16 protein-coding genes are annotated in these 16,649 nt (G+C 70.5%); 10 read left to right on the top strand and 6 right to left on the bottom strand.

What is annotated here, in order from left to right:
- Nucleotides 1-99: 99 nt before the first annotated feature.
- The 5 genes from KCH48_RS16100 (at nt 100) to KCH48_RS16120 (ending at nt 5,946) form a co-directional block, all read left to right on the top strand.
- Nucleotides 100-1,446 carry an ABC transporter ATP-binding protein gene (locus KCH48_RS16100; RefSeq protein ID WP_210574738.1) on the top strand — a complete coding sequence of 449 codons (1,347 nt, stop codon included), beginning with the start codon at nt 100-102 and terminating at the stop codon, nt 1,444-1,446.
- Nucleotides 1,447-1,465: 19 nt separating this feature from the next.
- A complete protein-coding gene (locus KCH48_RS16105) occupies nt 1,466-1,918 on the top strand; it encodes a DUF3574 domain-containing protein (protein ID WP_210574740.1) in 453 nt (150 codons plus the stop codon).
- Between the two features lie 92 nt (nt 1,919-2,010).
- Complete coding sequence (locus KCH48_RS16110; RefSeq protein ID WP_210574742.1) at nt 2,011-3,399, top strand: aldehyde dehydrogenase family protein; 1,389 nt, start codon at nt 2,011-2,013, stop codon at nt 3,397-3,399.
- Between the two features lie 11 nt (nt 3,400-3,410).
- Complete coding sequence (locus tag KCH48_RS16115) at nt 3,411-4,493, top strand: Zn-dependent alcohol dehydrogenase (protein WP_210574744.1); 1,083 nt, start codon at nt 3,411-3,413, stop codon at nt 4,491-4,493.
- Nucleotides 4,494-4,617: 124 nt separating this feature from the next.
- On the top strand, nt 4,618-5,946 hold the full coding sequence (locus tag KCH48_RS16120) for an MFS transporter (protein WP_210574745.1): 1,329 nt from the start codon (nt 4,618-4,620) through the stop codon (nt 5,944-5,946).
- Here KCH48_RS16120 and KCH48_RS16125 read toward each other — a convergent pair.
- The 3 genes from KCH48_RS16125 to KCH48_RS16135 form a co-directional block, all read right to left on the bottom strand.
- The gene (locus KCH48_RS16125) at nt 5,938-6,885 is read right to left on the bottom strand and encodes a DMT family transporter (RefSeq protein WP_374104686.1); all 948 of its coding nucleotides are present in this window, start codon (nt 6,883-6,885) and stop codon (nt 5,938-5,940) included. The two genes, KCH48_RS16120 and KCH48_RS16125, sit on opposite strands and share 9 nt — an antisense overlap.
- A 182-nt stretch (nt 6,886-7,067) precedes the next feature.
- On the bottom strand, nt 7,068-7,778 hold the full coding sequence (locus tag KCH48_RS16130) for a helix-turn-helix transcriptional regulator (protein ID WP_210574746.1): 711 nt from the start codon (nt 7,776-7,778) through the stop codon (nt 7,068-7,070).
- A 119-nt stretch (nt 7,779-7,897) separates the two neighbouring features.
- The gene (locus KCH48_RS16135) at nt 7,898-8,539 is read right to left on the bottom strand and encodes a TetR/AcrR family transcriptional regulator (RefSeq protein ID WP_210574747.1); all 642 of its coding nucleotides are present in this window, start codon (nt 8,537-8,539) and stop codon (nt 7,898-7,900) included.
- Between the two features lie 91 nt (nt 8,540-8,630).
- Here KCH48_RS16135 and KCH48_RS16140 point away from each other — a divergent pair, with 91 nt between their 5' ends.
- The 3 genes from KCH48_RS16140 to KCH48_RS16150 all read left to right on the top strand — a co-directional run bounded on the left by KCH48_RS16140 (nt 8,631) and on the right by KCH48_RS16150 (nt 10,795).
- On the top strand, nt 8,631-9,782 hold the full coding sequence (locus KCH48_RS16140) for an acyl-CoA dehydrogenase family protein (RefSeq protein WP_210574748.1): 1,152 nt from the start codon (nt 8,631-8,633) through the stop codon (nt 9,780-9,782).
- Between the two features lie 70 nt (nt 9,783-9,852).
- A complete protein-coding gene (locus KCH48_RS16145; protein ID WP_210574749.1) occupies nt 9,853-10,098 on the top strand; it encodes a YiaA/YiaB family inner membrane protein in 246 nt (81 codons plus the stop codon).
- Nucleotides 10,099-10,171: 73 nt separating this feature from the next.
- Entirely contained in the window at nt 10,172-10,795 is a 624-nt protein-coding gene (locus tag KCH48_RS16150; protein WP_210574751.1) for a TetR/AcrR family transcriptional regulator, read from the top strand.
- A gap of 13 nt (nt 10,796-10,808) precedes the next feature.
- Here the strand turns inward: KCH48_RS16150 and KCH48_RS16155 are convergent, their stop codons facing one another.
- A complete protein-coding gene (locus KCH48_RS16155; protein ID WP_210574753.1) occupies nt 10,809-11,270 on the bottom strand; it encodes a MaoC family dehydratase in 462 nt (153 codons plus the stop codon).
- Between the two features lie 138 nt (nt 11,271-11,408).
- Here KCH48_RS16155 and soxR point away from each other — a divergent pair, with 138 nt between their 5' ends.
- A complete protein-coding gene (soxR, locus tag KCH48_RS16160) occupies nt 11,409-11,882 on the top strand; it encodes a redox-sensitive transcriptional activator SoxR (protein ID WP_307840893.1) in 474 nt (157 codons plus the stop codon).
- A 281-nt stretch (nt 11,883-12,163) separates the two neighbouring features.
- On the opposite strand, the gene KCH48_RS16165 is transcribed toward soxR, so the two are convergent.
- Both KCH48_RS16165 and KCH48_RS16170 read right to left on the bottom strand, forming a co-directional pair.
- On the bottom strand, nt 12,164-12,889 hold the full coding sequence (locus KCH48_RS16165) for a 3-keto-5-aminohexanoate cleavage protein (RefSeq protein WP_210574756.1): 726 nt from the start codon (nt 12,887-12,889) through the stop codon (nt 12,164-12,166).
- 137 nt (nt 12,890-13,026) lie between these two features.
- Nucleotides 13,027-13,635, bottom strand: coding sequence for a hypothetical protein (locus KCH48_RS16170; protein ID WP_210574757.1), 609 nt, complete (start codon nt 13,633-13,635; stop codon nt 13,027-13,029).
- 200 nt (nt 13,636-13,835) lie between these two features.
- On the opposite strand from KCH48_RS16170, the gene KCH48_RS16175 reads away from it, so the two are divergent.
- Nucleotides 13,836-16,637: a penicillin acylase family protein gene (locus KCH48_RS16175; RefSeq protein WP_210574758.1), complete on the top strand. Its 2,802-nt coding sequence runs from the start codon at nt 13,836-13,838 to the stop codon at nt 16,635-16,637.
- Nucleotides 16,638-16,649 lie beyond the last annotated feature (12 nt).

Here is a 16,649-nt window from a genome sequence, read left to right on the forward strand (position 1 = left end):
ACATTCCGTTAACTTCCGTGACGCACAGCCCCGTCCGACCCGGGCGGGGCATTTCGACCGCGGAACCAGCGCACGAGTGAGCCCTCGGGGGCACCTGTCATGACACGCGCCATCTCTCTGCACGATGTGAGCAAGGTGTACGACCGTGGTGTCCGCGTGGTGGACCGGCTGTCGCTGGACATCGAGCCCGGTGAGTTCCTGGTGCTGCTCGGGCCGTCCGGGTGCGGGAAGTCCACCGTCCTCAGGATGATCGCGGGGCTGGAGGAGATCACCGAGGGCGAGCTGCTGCTCGACGGCGTGTACGCCAACGAGTTGGTGCCGTCCGAGCGGAACATTGCGATGGTCTTCCAGAACTTCGCGCTGTACCCGAGCATGACCAGCCGCGACAACATCGGCTTCCCGCTGCGCATCGAGGCGCCCGGCGCGGACCCCCGCCCGCGCGTGGACGCCACCGCCCGCATGCTGGGCATCGAGGACCTGCTCGACCGCTTCCCCGGCCAGCTCTCCGGCGGCGAACGCCAACGCGTCGCCATGGGCCGCGCCATCGCCCGGCACCCCTCCGCGTTCCTGATGGACGAACCGCTGTCCAACCTCGACGCCAAACTCCGCAACCACCTGCGGGCCGAAATATCCGCCCTCACCCGCGAGTTGGGCGTCACCACGGTGTACGTCACCCACGACCAGGCCGAGGCCATGTCGCTCGGCGACCGGGTCGCCGTCCTGCGCGGCGGCCGCCTCCAGCAGGTCGGCACCCCGCGCTCGGTGTACGCGCTGCCCCGCAACGTCTTCGTCGCCGCTTTCATCGGCATCCCGCGCATCAACCTGCTGCGCGGCCTGGTGCGCGCCCCGCTCGACGGCGCGATGACCATCAGCCTCGGCAAGCAGTATCTGCGGCTGCCCGAACCCCTGTCCCAGGACCACCAGTTGCTCCGTGTCCAGCAGGGCCGGGAGGTCATCGTCGGCCTGCGCTCGGAGGCGGTACGCATCGCCAAACCGGCGTCCGCCCGGCCCGGTGAGGCCGTGCTCACCGGTCTGGTCGAGCATGTCGAGTTCCAGGGCCACGAGGTCCTCGTCCACTTCAACACCGGCTCCCAGCCGGCCGTCGTACCCGATCTGGAGGCCCCGCGCCCGGCCCGCCCGGCCCGCCCGGTCCGGCGCCGGCGCCGCGAGGGCGGCACGGTCCTGGACCGCATCCGCGAGCGCGCGGGCGCGCGGCGCGCGGGACCGGTGGTGGTCCTGGACCACCCGGCGGACGCGGCCCCCGACCCGGCGCCGCCCGAGGGCCGGCTCCCCGGCGACCTCATCGTCCGCACCACTCCGGACATCGAACTCCGGCACGGTATGCAGGTCCCCCTCCTCGTCGACATCGCCCACCTGTTCGTCTTCGATCAGCACGGCGAGCGGATCTGCCCGGCTCCGGCGCGTTTGCCGGACTTGGACGAGTGAGGCCCGCGACGATGGGTGCATGAATCTCCAACTCACCCGCACCCAGGCCGCGTTCGCCGTGGCCGGGCTGCTGCTCGCCGTCGGCGCTCCGACCGCCTACGCCACCTTCGACGAGGGGACCTCCGCCGTGCCGCCGCGCGGAGAGCCGTACATCGAGACCCAGCTCTTCTTCGGCACCGCGCGCCCGGACGGCGGTCCGGCCGTCACCGACAGGCAGTTCATGGCCTTCATCGACAAGGAGGTCACGCCCGGCTTCCCGAACGGGCTGACCGTGCAGAGCGGGCGCGGGCAGTGGAAGGACATGAGCGGCACGATCGAGAAGGAGCGGTCGTACGAGCTGATCCTGCTGTATCCGGTGGCGGAGGCGGGCCCGAGCGACCGGAAGATCGAGGAGATCCGCCGGGACTACGAGAAGGCCTTCGGCCAGGAGTCGGTGGGCCGGGTCGACGACCGGGCCCGGGTCGACTTCTGACCGGTCCGTAAGCTCAGGCCCCCCTGGCGAGCAAAAACTAACATCGCTAGTTTGGTGCTCGGAGCACATGGTCCCGCCCGGGAGGAAGCACGATGAAGGCACACGACGGCATGTACATCGACGGCGGCTGGCGCCCCGCCGCCGGTCAGGACGCGATCGAGGTGGTGAACCCGGCCGACGAGCAGGTCATCGGCCGGGTCCCGGCCGGTATCGCCGAGGACGTCGACACCGCCGTACGGGCCGCCCGCGCCGCCCTCCCGGGCTGGGCCGCGACCCCGCCCGCCGAACGGGCCGCGCGCCTGACCGCCCTCCGGGACGTCCTCGTGGCCCGCAAGGACGAGATCGCCGAGACGGTCACGGCCGAGCTCGGCTCGCCGCTGAAGTTCTCCGAGAACGTCCACGCGGCCGTCCCGATCGCGGTCGCGGGCTCGTACGCCGAGCTGGCGGCGACGTACGCCTTCGAGGAGAAGGTCGGCAACTCGACCGTCTTCCACGAGCCGATCGGCGTGGTCGGCGCGATCACGCCCTGGAACTATCCGCTCCACCAGATCGTCGCCAAGGTCGCCCCGGCGCTGGCGGCGGGCTGCACGGTCGTGCTGAAGCCCGCCGAGGACACCCCGCTCGTCGCGCAGCTCTTCGCCGAGGCGGTCCACGAGGCAGGGGTTCCCGCCGGTGTCTTCAACCTCGTCACCGGCCTCGGCCCGGTCGCGGGCCAGGCGCTCGCCGAGCACCCCGGCGTCGACCTGGTCTCCTTCACCGGCTCCACGGCCGTCGGACGGCAGATCGGTGCGACGGCGGGCGCGGCCGTCAAGAAGGTCGCCCTGGAGCTGGGCGGCAAGTCCGCCAACGTCATCCTCCCGAGCGCCGACCTCGCCAAGGCCGTCAACGTCGGCGTCGCCAACGTCATGTCCAACTCCGGCCAGACATGCAGCGCGTGGACGCGGATGCTGGTCCACCGGGAGCAGTACGACGAGGCGGTGGAGCTGGCCGCCACCGCCGCCGCCAAGTACGGCGAGCGCATCGGCCCCGTCGTGAGCGCCAAGCAGCAGGCGCGGGTGCGCGGTTATATCGAGAAGGGTGTCGCGGACGGCGCGCGGATCGTCGCGGGCGGCGCGGAACCCCCGTACGAGCAGGGCTACTTCATCGCGCCCACGGTCTTCGCCGACGTCACCCCCGACATGACCATCGCCCAGGAGGAGATCTTCGGGCCGGTGCTGTCGATCATCCGGTACGAGGACGAGGACGACGCGCTGCGGATCGCCAACGGCACGGTCTACGGGCTCGCCGGCGCCGTGTGGGCGGGCGACGCGTCGGAGGCGGCGGCCTTCGCGCGCCGCATGGACACCGGGCAGGTCGACATCAACGGCGGACGTTTCAACCCCCGTGCCCCCTTCGGCGGTTACAAGCAGTCAGGTGTGGGCCGGGAACTCGGTGCGCACGGCCTGGCCGAGTACCTCCAGACCAAGTCCCTGCAGTTCTGAGGAGCCCGCACATGGTTCGCGCCGCCGTCCTTCCCGCCATCGGCTCCCCGCTGGAGATCACCGACATCGACCTGCCAGACCCCGGCCCGGACCGCATCCGCGTCCGCCTCGCCGCCGCCGGCGTCTGCCACTCCGACCTGTCCCTGTCCAACGGCACCATGCGGGTACCGGTCCCCGCCGTCCTCGGCCACGAAGGCGCCGGGACGGTCGTCGCCGTGGGCGAGGGGGTCACCCACCTCGCACCCGGCGACCACGTCGTCCTCAACTGGGCCCCGTCCTGCGGCAGTTGCCACGCCTGCTCGCTCGGTGAGGTCTGGCTGTGCGCCAACGCGCTGAACGGCGCCGCCGACGTCCACGCCCGGCGCACATCCGACGGCACCGACCTCCACCCCGGCCTGAACGTGGCCGCGTTCGCCGAGGAGACGGTCGTCTCCGCGTCCTGCGCCCTCCCGCTCCCCGAGGGCATCCCGCTCACCGACGCGGCCCTCCTCGGCTGCGCGGTCCTCACCGGCTACGGCGCCGTCCACCACTCGGCACGCGTCCAGCCGGGGGAGACGGTGGCGGTGTACGGCGTCGGGGGAGTGGGCCTCGCGGCACTCCAGGCGGCCCGTATCGCGGGCGCGTCGAAGATCGTGGCGGTCGATGTCTCCCTGGAGAAGGAGGAGTTGGCGCGGGCAGCGGGCGCCACCGACTACGTCGTCGCCTCCGACACCACGGCCCGCGAGATCCGCGCACTCACCGGCAAGCAGGGCGTCGACGTCGCCGTCGAGTGCGTGGGCCGTGCGACGACCATCCGCACGGCCTGGGACTCCACCCGCCGCGGCGGACGCACCACGGTCGTGGGCATCGGCGGCAAGGACCAGCAGGTCACCTTCAACGCCTTGGAGATCTTCCACTGGGGCCGCACCCTCTCCGGCTGCGTCTACGGCAACTCGGACCCCGCGAAGGACCTCCCGGTCCTCGCCGAGCACGTCCGCGCGGGCCGCCTGGACCTGGGAGCGCTGGTGACGGAGCGGATCGCGCTGGACGGGATTCCGGCGGCGTTCGAGAACATGCTGGCGGGGAAGGGCGGACGGGCGCTGGTGGTGTTCTGAGGCAGCGGTGAGCCCGGAGCCCCCTGGGTGCTCCGGGCAACCTTCGCGCACAACCGTTGACGGCATACCGTCCGGTCAGTACGTTCGCCGCCAACGTCCCCAGCACCCACCGGAGTGTGCACGCATGGACATGGCCCCCTCCGCCCACCCGCTCCCCACGACCACCGTCCCCACGGTCAACCGCCGCCGCGTAGCCACGGCGGCAGCGCTCGCCTCGGCCGTCGAGTGGTACGACTACTTCGTCTTCGGCATCGCCGCCGCCCTCGTCCTCGGCGACCTGTACTTCCCCGCCGGCAACTCCACCGCCGGAGTACTCGCCTCCTTCGCCACCTTCGCGGTCGGCTTCCTCGCCCGCCCCCTCGGCGGCATCGTCGCGGGCCAGCTCGGCGACAAGCGCGGCCGCAAACCCATGCTGGTCCTCGCGCTCACCCTGATGGGCGTCGCCACCACCGGCATCGGCCTGCTCCCGACGTACGAGACGATCGGCGTCGCCGCCCCGATCCTCCTGGTCCTCCTCCGCGTCGCACAGGGCGTCGCCGTCGGCGCGCAGTGGGGCGGCGCGATGCTGCTGGCCACCGAGTACGCCCCCGAGGGCAAGCGCGGCGTCTACGGCAGCGTCGTCCAACTCGGCGTCCCCATCGGCGTGGTGACCGCCAACACCGTCTTCCTGCTGGCCGGCGCCTTCACCTCCGAGTCGGCGTTCGCCGCCTGGGGCTGGCGCATCCCGTTCCTGATCGGCCTGTTCGTGCTCGCGCTCGCCTGGTACATCCACACGCGCGTCGAGGAGACCCCCGAATTCCGGGCGGCCGAACGGGAGTTGAGCGAGCAGGAAAAGTCGGAGCAGAAGCAGAACTCCCCGCTGCGCACGATCCTCCGCAACCACCTCGGCACAGTCCTCCTCGCCGGCGGCTCCTTCGCAGTGAACACCGCGACCTTCTACATCCTCATCACCGGCGTCCTCGACTACACGACCCGCGAACTCGACATGAAACGCAGCGCGGTCCTCACGGTCTCCCTCTGCGTCAGCCTCACCCAGCTGATCCTCATCCCCGCGTCCGCCGCCCTGTCCGACCGCGTCGGCCGCATCCGGGTCTACGCGTTCGGCGCGGCCGGCATCGCGCTGTGGGCCGTACCGCTGTTCCTGCTGATCGACACGGGTTCGCTGCTGTGGCTGGCAGTCGGCACGTTCGTCGCCAGCTGCTTCCTCAGCATCATGTACGGCCCCCAGGCCGCCCTGTTCGCCGAGCTGTTCACGGCCGAGATGCGCTACACCGGCGCCTCCCTCGGCTACCAGATCGCGGCCGTGTGCGGCGGCGGACTCGCCCCCTTCGTGATGGTGCTGCTCCTGGAAGCCACCGGCACGTCGATGGCGGTGTCCGCCTACATCATCGGGCTCTCCGTCATCGCCCTGCTGTCCATCAAGGTCCTTGCGGACAGGGCGCGTTCACGTTGATTCCGAGGCCCGCTCGGGCTGCGACGCCGGCGGCACCGCCTCCGGCGTCGCAGCCCGAGCGCGCGACCGCGACACCGCCACCCCGGCCAGGCACAGCGCCCCGCCCGCCAGCGTGAGCAGCTTCGGCACCTCGCCGAGCGCCAGCCACGACATCAGGACGACCAGTGCGGGGACGGCGTACGTAGTGGCGCCCATCTTGCTGGCCGTCGTACGGGACAGGGCGTAGGCCCACGTCGTGAAGGCCAGCGCGGTCGGGAACACGCCGAGATAGACCATGTTGAGCGTCGCCGACAGCGGCGCGTCCGCCGCGTCCGACACCAGCTGCCCGGCGAACGGCAGACAGGCCACCGCCCCGACCAGACACCCGAACGTCGTCACCTGGAGCACACTGGCATGCCCGAGCGTCGGCTTCTGCGCCACGACCCCGCCCGCGTAACCGACAGCCGCCAGCAGACACAGCACCACGCCGAGCACCGACGATCCGCCCCCGCCCGACATCGACAGCCCCACGGCCACCGCACCCGCGAACGACACCGCCATGCCCGCCAGCAGCCGCGGCGGCATCGCGTCACCGAGCAGCCGCGCGGCAAGCAGCGCCACCAGGATCGGCCCGATGTTCACGACCAGGGCGGCCGTCCCCGCATCCACCTGCTGCTCGCCCCAGTTGAGGGCGACCATGTAAAACCCGAACCACAACACCCCCGATATCGCGATCCCGGGCCACGCCGCCCGCGGCGGCCACCCCTCCCGCCGAACCAGACAGAAAATCCCCAACGTGAGGCCTCCCGCCAACAGCCGCCCGAGCGCCAGCGCACCCGGCGAGTACGACTCCCCGGCGCTGCGGATGGACACGAAGGCGGAGGCCCAGAGAACGACGGTGACGGTGGCGGCTCCGGCGGCGAGGAGATCGGTACGGCGGGCGGGGGAGGGGTTCATCATGCTCCAGAGGCTAGGAGGGGAGGACGGGGGAGGCTCGCGAATTTCGGACGGTGAGATGGGGGTGTCAGGGGCGGCCTGGGGGGCCTTGGTTCACACGGGTCACTGCAGCGCCCCGTTAGGGGCGCGGGGAACTGCGCGACCAGCCCCCACAAACCCGCACTCGCCAGACGACAGCAGCCACCTCACTGCAATGCCCCCGCCTCAATACCGAGCAATTCACCAAGCACCCGCTCCCCCGACGGAGTCACTTTCACAGCCCGCTCGGACCCGATCCGCACACACCAGCCGGCGTCCAACGCATGACGGCACAACGCCGCCCCCGCCACGCCCGCAAGATGGGATCGGCGTTCCGTCCAGTCGAGGCACCCACGGGCCAGCGGACGCCGTCCCTTGCGGTCGAGTCCTATGCCGACCGACTCGAACCACCGCAGCCCCGCCTCCGTGACCGCGAACCCGGTGTCCTGGCTGAGCAGTCCGCGCTCGAACAGCGCGTCGGTGAGCGTGATGCCGAGCCGCCCGGCGAAGTGGTCGTAGCAAGTGCGGCCGCGGGCCATCGCGGACCCGGCGGTCGACTCCCGGAGGGTACGCGGGCGCGCTGCCGCATCCGGCGAGACCTGTGCGGCCAGCTCCTCCAGCAGCTCCGCGACCTGTGGATCGGCGAGACGGACGTACCGATGCCGCCCCTGCCGCTCCTCCGCGAGCAGTCCGCCCGCGACGAGCCTGCCCAGGTGCCCGCTCAGCGTCGACGCGGCGACACCCGCGTGCCGGGCCAGCTCACCCGCGGTCCACGCCCGCCCGTCGAGCAGCGCGAGCAGACACACGGCCCGCGTTTCGTCGGCGACGAGTCCGGCCAGCCGGGCCAGTTCGGGGGCGCGGGCGTCCTTGGTGGTCATGCGTTCCAGGATGGGCCACTGATACTTCGGCCTGGACCGAACTGTGGGGTCGGGTGTCGTCTGCGGGTTTGTTGTGGCTGGTCGCGCAGTTCCCCGCGCCCCTAACGGGGCGCTGATGCTCAGGTCGTTTGTTTGATCTGCTCGTACTGGTGCACCAGGCCGTCCAGCAGTGCCGTCAGTCCCGTCTCGAAGGCCCGTTCGTCGATCTTCTCCTGCTGTTCGGCGAGGAGGTGCGCCTGGCCCAGGTGGGGATAGTCCGCGGGGTCGTACGCGCTCGCGTCGTCCACGAAGCCTCCGGCGAACGAGCCGAGGGCGGAGCCCATGATGAAGTACCGCATCAGCGCGCCGATCGAGGTGGCCTGCGCGGGGGGCCAGCCGGCCTCGACCATCGCGCCGTAGACGGCGTCGGCGAGGCGCAGTCCGGCGGGGCGGCGGCCGGGGCCCTGGGCCAGGACCGGGACGATGTTCGGGTGGTCGCGCAGGGCGGCCCGATAGGAGACGGCCCAGTCGTGCAGGGCGGTCCGCCAGTCCCGGACGTCCTCGAACATCGACAGATCGACCTGGGCGCTCACCGAGTCGGCGACCGCCTCCAGGATCTCGTCCTTGGTCCGGAAGTGGTTGTAGAGCGAGGGCCCGCTCACGCCCAGCTCGGCGGCGAGCCGGCGCGTCGAGACCGCGGCAAGCCCCTCCGCGTCCACGAGCGCCCGTGCAGCGTCGACGATCCGGTCGGTGCTGAGGAGGGGCTTGCGCGGTCGGGCCATGGCGCACATAGTAGGGCTGCGAGAGGGAAACTAGCAGTGCTAATTTAAATGTACGTCCTTCAAGTAGGGCCGACTTAGGGGTGACTTCGGCATGAACCTGGAGCTCAGCGAGGAGCAGACCGCTGTCCGGCAGCTCGCCCGGGACTTCGTGGACCGCGAGATCACCCCGAACGTCGTCGCCTGGGACCGCGCGGAGGACGTCGACCGGGCCATCGTGAAGAAGCTCGCCGAGGTCGGCTTCCTGGGGCTGACGATCGACGAGGAGTACGGCGGCAGCGGCGGCGACCATCTCGCGTACTGCCTGGTGACGGAGGAACTCGGCCGCGGCGACTCCTCCGTGCGCGGCATCGTGTCGGTCTCCCTCGGCCTGGTCGCCAAGACCATCGCCGCCTGGGGGAGCGAGGAGCAGAAGCGCCGCTGGCTGCCGGGGCTGACCTCCGGCGCGTACGTCGGCTGCTTCGGCCTCACCGAGCCGGGCACCGGCTCCGACGCCGGCAACCTCGCCACACGCGCCGTCCGGGACGGCGACGACTACGTCATCAACGGCACCAAGATGTTCATCACGAACGGCACTTGGGCCGACGTCGTCCTGCTCTTCGCCCGCTCCACGGACGCACCCGGCCACAAGGGCGTCTCCGCGTTCCTCGTACCGACCGCCACGCCCGGCCTCTCCCGCCGCACCATCCACGGCAAGCTCGGCCTGCGCGGCCAGGCCACCGCCGAACTCGTCCTCGAGGACGTCCGCGTCCCCGCCTCCGCCATGCTCGCGCCCGAGGGCAAGGGCTTCTCGGTCGCCATGTCGGCGCTGGCCAAAGGGCGGATGTCGGTGGCGGCGGGCTGCGTCGGCATCGCGCAGGCCGCGCTGGACGCGGCGGTGCGGTATGCGACCGAGCGGGAGCAGTTCGGCAGGACCATCGCGCACCATCAGCTCGTACAGGAACTGATCAGTGACATGGCGGTCGACGTCGACGCCGCCCGGCTGCTGACCTGGCGCGTCGCCGACCTCGTCGACCGCGGCCTGCCCTTCGCCACCGAGTCCTCCAAGGCCAAGCTGTTCGGCTCGGAGGCCGCCGTCCGCGCCGCCAACAACGCCGTCCAGGTCTTCGGCGGCTACGGCTACATCGACGAGTATCCGGTGGGCAAGCTGCTGCGCGACGCCCGCGTGATGACCCTCTACGAGGGCACCAGCCAGATCCAGAAGCTGGTGATCGGGCGGGCGTTGACGGGGGTTTCGGCCTTCTGAGTACGTCTCCGTACGTCTCTGAGTACCTCGGCGGATGTGGTGCGCCGCACGTCAGCCGACCCTTGTCCCCATGAGTGACACAGCGGGCAAGCAGCAGAACACGGCCGCCTTCTACGGGCAGGCGGTCGCCTCCTTCGTCGTCGCCATGGCCGCCACGGCGATCGGCATCTTCAAGCTGGAGGCCGACGTCTGGGTGCGGGCGTTCCTGGCGATCGCCGTCCTGTACCTCGTCACCTCCGCCTTCACCCTCGCCAAGGTGATCAGGGACCGGCAGGAGGCGGAGAACCGTGCGTACCACCCGTTCGAAAAGCTCTGAGCGGGCACGCTAAGCGCTCGCTCACCTTGAGCGGTATGGTGGTGGCCTTGTCGGTGAGAGGGGCGAACGAGCGATGAGTGCGGCGCAGGAGACGGTCGGCGGCGAACCGCAGGCGTGGGGCGAGGTCACGCCGGACGCGGCCCGGCGGCTGCTGATCGCCGCCGTGGAGGCCTTCGCCGAGCGCGGCTACCACGCCACCACGACCCGTGACATCGCGGGCCGCGCCGGTATGAGCCCGGCCGCGCTCTACATCCACTACAAGACCAAGGAAGAGCTGCTCCACCGCATCAGCCGGATCGGCCATGAGAAGGCGATCGACATCCTGCGTACGGCGGCGCAGCGCCAGGGCAGCCCGGCGGAGCGACTCGCCGATGCCGTGAGCTCCTTCGTGCGCTGGCACGCCGGGGGGCGCACCACCGCGCGGGTCGTGCAGTACGAACTCGACTCGCTCGGCCCCGAGGCCCGCGCGGAGATCGTCGCGCTGCGCCGGCAGTGCGACGCCGAGGTGCGCGGGATCATCGAGGACGGCGTGGCCGCGGGCGACTTCGACGTCCTCGACGTGAAGGGCACCACGCTCGCGGTGCTCTCGCTCTGCATCGACGTCGCCCGTTGGTTCAGCATCGACGGTCCGTGGACCCCGGACGAGGTCGGCGCGCTCTATGCCGACCTCGTGCTGCGGATGGTGGGGGCGAAGTAGCTCCCTGTGCGCCTCAGAGGTAGTAGCGGGACACCGACTCGGCGACGCACACCGGCTTGTCCCCGCCCTCGCGCTCCACGGTGAAGGCGACGGTCACCTGCACGCCCCCGGTCACCTCGTCGACGCCGCTGATCGTGGCGGTGGCGCGCAGCCGTGATCCGACCGGCACCGGCGCGGGGAAACGAACCTTGTTCGTCCCGTAGTTGACGCCCATCTTCACGCCTTCGACCTTGATGAGCTGGGGCCCGAAGAGCGGAAGCAGCGACAGCGTGAGATACCCGTGGGCGATGGTGGTGCCGAAGGGCCCGGTCGCCGCCTTCTCCGGGTCGACGTGGATCCACTGGTGGTCGCCCGTGGCCTCGGCGAACAGGTCGATCCGCTTCTGGTCGACCTCCAGCCAGTCGGTGTATCCCAGCTGCTCGCCCACCGCCGCCTTCAGTTCGTCGGCGGACGTGAAGATCCTCGGCTCTGCCATGTCCCGGCCCTCTCGCGTCGCAATGTGACCTGCCTAAGCAACTGCTTAGCATGGTAGGTGACGGTTCCCCTGTCAACGCACAGGAGCTCTCCGGACGCCGGGCGCCGCGGCGGGTCTTCGATGGGTAATCTTCGAGGGGTGCCCCAGATTCACGAGAAGGTCCACGAGCTCACGGTCGGCCAACTCGCCGCCCGCAGCGGCGCCGCGGTGTCCGCCCTACACTTCTACGAGTCCAAGGGCCTGATCACCAGCCGCCGTACCTCCGGCAACCAACGCCGCTACACCCGCGACACCCTCCGCCGAGTCGCCTTCGTCCGCGCCGCCCAACGCGTCGGCATCCCCCTCGCCACCATCCGCGAGGCCCTGGCCGAACTCCCCGAGGAACGCACCCCTACCAAGGACGACTGGGCCCACCTTTCCGAGGCCTGGCGCTCCGAACTCGACGAACGCATCAAGCAACTCAACCGCCTCCGCGACCACTTGACCGACTGCATCGGCTGCGGCTGCCTCTCCCTCGACACCTGCGTCCTCTCCAACCCCGACGACATCTTCGGCGAACACCGCACGGGCTCCCGCCTACTGGTGGAACGACGCGGCAGGAACGAGGAGTAACGGAGCAGGACAGCCAGCTGTGGGCAGGCTGGCGCGGGGCCGCAGCCTCGCCAAGCTGCGGCCCCCGTCCCGCCACCCAAGCTGCGGGCATGCGTGCCGCCTGGGGCGGCACGGGTGGGCGCAGGCGGCACCCCGTCAGCGCCGGGCTGCGCGTCCCACCTCACGGCGCCCAGCCCCGCGGCACCCCGTCAGCGCCGGGCCGCGCTACCCACCCCCGCCCAGCCCCCACCCCGGGTGCCACTAAGCCCACAATCACCCGGCACCGCTAAAGACCGGCACCGCTAAAGACACGCCCCGTACTCCCGAACCCCCGCCACCACCAACTCCGCATTGGATCGCGCCCGCCCCCCGTCCGGCAGGACAACCGTGTCCTCCATCCCGATCCGCGTAGCCAGCCCCAACCGCCCCGCCAGCCGCAGCACAGGCCACGCACCCCCGTCCTCCCCATGGAGCAACACCGGCCGGTCATGCGCAGAACCCAGGTCGGCCAACAGTGCCCGCGCGCTCTCCTCGGCCGTGTCCGGCGACGGATCCGTCACCTCCGCCAGCACTCGCAGGACCTGACCCCGGAGTGGCGAGCGCGCGAAGCGGCTCGCCGCGTCCGTCCCGGACCAGATCCCCGCCTCCACGCCGACCCCCCGCTCGATCAGCACGGCGGCGATCTCCTCGGCGCCCGGCTCATGCCAGTTGACCGAGGCGTGATCGGGCAGCACCGTCCACGCACGCACGCGCTCCAGCCGGGCCACCGGATCAGGCTCGGCCCACGCACCGGTGGTCACCCCGACCGGCACTGGCACCGGCACCCGCGCCCGTATCGCATCGAGCGTCGCCGCAACCACCCGCGGCGACAAGGAATCCTGCCCGCAAGGTGTCTTGGGATGAACATGAACGTCCGTCGCGCCGGCCGCGACGGCGAGCGCGGCCGACTCGGCCATCGCCTCCGGTGACAGCGGCACTCCGGCACCGTCGGCGGCCCCCCGGGGCCCGTTGAGACACACCTGCACCATGCCTAGATGGTGCCAGCCACCACTGACAACGCCCGTCGGCGCCGCAACTTGGCACCGCAGCTCATCACCCCAGCCCGGCACCGCAGCTCACCGCGTTCAATCGGGGGTGCGGCATCCCCGGCGCACCCCCGCCGTACCTATGCGGACGCGGACACCAGCAGCCGTCCGCGCCTGGCCGCGGCCAGCGCCTCCGGCGTCAGCACCGGACGCGGCACCACGATGCCGCAGTCCGTGCATACCGGGCCCGACGAGGGTTCATGGGCCAGGTTGTACTTCCAGATCAGACGCGCTCCGCCGCACACCGGGCAGTCGGACCCCGGTTCGCGTTCCAGGGCGGAGATCAGTCGGCGCAGTACCTCGGCCAGGGGCTCTCGCGGGTGGACCCGCGGATCGTCGCACCAGGCGACTCCGAAACCGCCCCAGGTCAGCCGGTGCCAGTCATCAACGCTGCCCGGCCTGCGCAGTCCGTCGTGCTTTTCCTTCTTGCGCCGCTCGGCGAACCCGACCTCGTAGGCCAGCCACACCGAACGCGCCTCTTCCAGCTCGTCCAACGCGGCCACGAGCCGCGCTGGATCGGGCGAACGGTCCTCGGGACCGAACCCTGCCCGGGAGCACAAATGGTCCCAGGTCGCCCTGTGCCCGTACGGAGCGAACCGCTCAAGGCACTTGCGGAGCGAATAGCGCCGTAGCGCCAGATCGCACCGTGGATCTCGCACCTGTCTCGCCAGACTCCGGAAACCGGCCATCGCCCTGCACCTCCGTCACACCTGCACCTGTACTTCGGTTACTTCGGCGTCGTCGTTCGGACGTTGTCGAATAGACGTATCGACACGCGATTCGGCTCCATCCTTTTTTCATGACCTCCAGAAGTTGACGCATGTTCACCTTCCATCGAGGGGATACCGGCGGTAACGTCCGGGCCCACCCCCGTCGGTAGGAGCTGCACATGGCACGGCGCACCCCACGCACCGCACTCGACACACTGAGAACTCCCCGTAGATTCCCCGGGTTCCTGAAGTCGGCTTCCGTATGCGTCCTGATTGCCGGTCTTTTGTCCCCGCTTTCCCAAGCGGCGGCGGCCGAGACCGCGGAGATCGACACGTCGGCGGCGGTCACCGACCATTGCGGCAGCCAGTGCTCCGAGATCCTCCCGGCCGGCCAGAACGGCAACGCCACCCTCGCCCAGATCATCCTGAACCAGGCCTTCGGCACCCAGCCCGCACACGCCGAGGACCAGCTCGGCCCGTACGCCAAGCTGGCCACCGGCTACTCCGGCCTCACCAACTCCACGATCAACTCGTTCTTCAACGACGCGTCGTTCGGGGTCCCCGCCGATCAAGTCGCCTCCACCGTCAAACCCGCCGGCCGCGGCGATGTGACGATCGTCCGCGACAAGAAGACGGGTGTGCCGCACATCACCGGTACCACTCGATACGGCACGGAGTTCGGAGCCGGCTATGCGGCAGCCGAGGACCGGCTGTGGCTGATGGACGTCTTCCGGCATGTCGGACGCGGCCAGCTGACCCCCTTCGCGGGCGGCGCGGCCTCCAACCAGGGCCTGGAGCAGCAGTTCTGGCGCACCGCGCCCTACACCGAGGCTGACCTCCAGGCGCAGATCGACAACGCGGTCGCCAGCAACGGCGAGCGCGGCCAGCAGGCCCTCGCCGACGTCAAGGCCTACATCGCCGGCATCAACGCCTACATCGACGCCTCCGACAAAGGCCGCTATTTCCCCGGCGAGTACGTCCTGACCGGCCACAAGGACTCCGTCACCAACGCCGGCACGATCCAGCACTTCAAGCTCACCGACCTGGTCGCGCTGGCCTCCGTCATCGGCGCCCTGTTCGGCTCCGGGGGCGGCGGCGAGGTCAACAACGCGCTCTCGCTGCTCGCCGCCCAGGAGAAGTACGGCGTCGCCGAGGGCACCAAGGTCTGGGAGTCCTTCCGCGAGCGCAACGACCCCGAGGCCGTCCTCACCCTCCACGACGGCAGCTTCCCGTACGCCTCGAAGCCCGACGACCCGCAGGGCGCCGCGATACCCGACGCCGGTTCGGTGGCCGAGGAACAGCTGGTGTACGACCGTACGGGCAGCGCCTCGACATCGAGTGCCGCCAGCACGTCGAGCACCGCGACCGACACCGCGCTCTCCTCCGCCAAGCGCGGTATGTCCAACGCCCTGGTGGTCAGCGGCGAGCACACCGCCAGCGGCAACCCGGTCGCCGTCTTCGGGCCGCAGACCGGCTACTTCGCGCCCCAGCTGCTGATGCTCCAGGAGATCCAGGGCCCCGGTCTCAGCGCCCGCGGCGCCTCCTTCGCCGGCTTGAGCATGTACGTCGAACTGGGCCGCGGCCAGGACTACGCGTGGAGCGCCACGACCTCAGGCCAGGACATCATCGACAGCTACGCCGTCGAACTGTGCCAGGACGACTACCACTACATGTACCGCGGCACCTGTACGGCGATGGAGAAGGTCGAGCAGAAGAACGCCTGGAAGCCGACCACCGCCGACGGCACGGCGGCGGGCTCGTACACGATGCGCGTCTGGCGCACCAAGTACGGCCCCGTCCAGTACCGCGCCACCGTCGACGGCAAGAAGGTCGCCTACACCACCCTGCGCTCGTCCTTCCTGCACGAGGCCGACTCGATCATCGGCTTCCAGATGCTCAACGACCCGGGCTACGTCGACAGCCCGCAGACCTTCCAGCGCGCGGTGCAGCACATCAACTACACGTTCAACTGGTTCTACGTCGACTCCGAGCACACCGCGTACTACAACAGCGGCAACAACCCGGTGCGGGCCACCGGCGTCGACGCCGAGTTCCCGGTGTGGGCGCGGCCGGCGTACGAGTGGAAGAACTGGAACCCGGCGACGAACACCGCCGACTACACGCCGCCGTCCGCGCACCCGAACTCCATCGACCAGGACTACTACATCTCCTGGAACAACAAGCAGGCCAAGGACTACACGACCGCGCCCTGGGGCGGCGGCTCCGTGCACCGCGGCAATCTGCTGGAGGACCGGGTGAAGAAGCTGGTCGCCGCCGGTGGGGTCACCCGGGCCTCGCTGACGAAGGCGATGGCCGACGCCGGGCTCGCCGATCTGCGGGCGGAGAACGTGCTGCCGGATCTGCTCAAGGTCGTCAACAGCTCGACGGTGACCGATGCCACGGCCAAGGCGGCGGTCGACAAGCTGTCCGCGTGGGTGACGGCGGGCGGCGGCAAGCGCACGGAGACGTCGGCCGGTTCGAAGACATACGCCCATGCCGACGCGATCCGCATCCTGGACGCGTGGTGGCCCCTGCTGGTGAAGGCCGAATTCGAACCCGGCCTCGGCAGCGAGCTGTACGGCGCCTTCACCGCCAACCTGCCGATCGACGAGACCCCCTCGGCCGCCCACGGCCCGACCGGCGCCCATGCCGGAAGCGCCTTCCAGTACGGCTGGTGGAGCTATGTCGACAAGGACATCCGGGCAGTGCTCGGTGAGAGTGTGCAAGGGCCGCTCGCCAAGAAGTACTGCGGCGGCGGCAGCCTCAGCGCCTGCCGGGACACCCTCATCAGCACGCTGAAGGAGGCGGCCGGCAAGACCCCGGCCCAGGTCTACCCCGGCGACGACCTGTGCGCGGCCGGCAACCAGTGGTGCGCCGACTCGATCAACCAGCGCACGCTGGGCGGCATCAAGCACCCCAACATCAGCTGGCAGAACCGGCCGACGTACCAGCAGGTGGTCGAGTTCACGTCACACAGGTGAGTTGAGGGGCGG

The sequence above is a fragment of the Streptomyces sp. GESEQ-4 genome (assembly GCF_017948455.1).
GTDB lineage: Bacteria > Actinomycetota > Actinomycetes > Streptomycetales > Streptomycetaceae > Streptomyces.

Bases quoted from the DNA above. Each gene is read 5' to 3' on its own strand.
- KCH48_RS16105 (WP_210574740.1), top strand. From the start codon at position 1,466: ATGAATCTCCAACTCACCCGCACCCAGGCCGCGTTCGCCGTGGCCGGG.
- KCH48_RS16110 (WP_210574742.1), top strand. From the start codon at position 2,011: ATGAAGGCACACGACGGCATGTACATCGACGGCGGCTGGCGCCCCGCC.
- KCH48_RS16150 (WP_210574751.1), top strand. From the start codon at position 10,172: ATGAGTGCGGCGCAGGAGACGGTCGGCGGCGAACCGCAGGCGTGGGGC.
- KCH48_RS16170 (WP_210574757.1), bottom strand. From the start codon at position 13,635: ATGGCCGGTTTCCGGAGTCTGGCGAGACAGGTGCGAGATCCACGGTGC.
- KCH48_RS16100 (WP_210574738.1), top strand. From the start codon at position 100: ATGACACGCGCCATCTCTCTGCACGATGTGAGCAAGGTGTACGACCGT.
- KCH48_RS16115 (WP_210574744.1), top strand. From the start codon at position 3,411: ATGGTTCGCGCCGCCGTCCTTCCCGCCATCGGCTCCCCGCTGGAGATC.
- KCH48_RS16130 (WP_210574746.1), bottom strand. From the start codon at position 7,778: ATGACCACCAAGGACGCCCGCGCCCCCGAACTGGCCCGGCTGGCCGGA.
- KCH48_RS16175 (WP_210574758.1), top strand. From the start codon at position 13,836: ATGGCACGGCGCACCCCACGCACCGCACTCGACACACTGAGAACTCCC.
- KCH48_RS16155 (WP_210574753.1), bottom strand. From the start codon at position 11,270: ATGGCAGAGCCGAGGATCTTCACGTCCGCCGACGAACTGAAGGCGGCG.
- KCH48_RS16125 (WP_374104686.1), bottom strand. From the start codon at position 6,885: ATGATGAACCCCTCCCCCGCCCGCCGTACCGATCTCCTCGCCGCCGGA.
- KCH48_RS16135 (WP_210574747.1), bottom strand. From the start codon at position 8,539: ATGGCCCGACCGCGCAAGCCCCTCCTCAGCACCGACCGGATCGTCGAC.
- KCH48_RS16145 (WP_210574749.1), top strand. From the start codon at position 9,853: ATGAGTGACACAGCGGGCAAGCAGCAGAACACGGCCGCCTTCTACGGG.
- KCH48_RS16165 (WP_210574756.1), bottom strand. From the start codon at position 12,889: ATGGTGCAGGTGTGTCTCAACGGGCCCCGGGGGGCCGCCGACGGTGCC.
- KCH48_RS16140 (WP_210574748.1), top strand. From the start codon at position 8,631: ATGAACCTGGAGCTCAGCGAGGAGCAGACCGCTGTCCGGCAGCTCGCC.
- KCH48_RS16120 (WP_210574745.1), top strand. From the start codon at position 4,618: ATGGACATGGCCCCCTCCGCCCACCCGCTCCCCACGACCACCGTCCCC.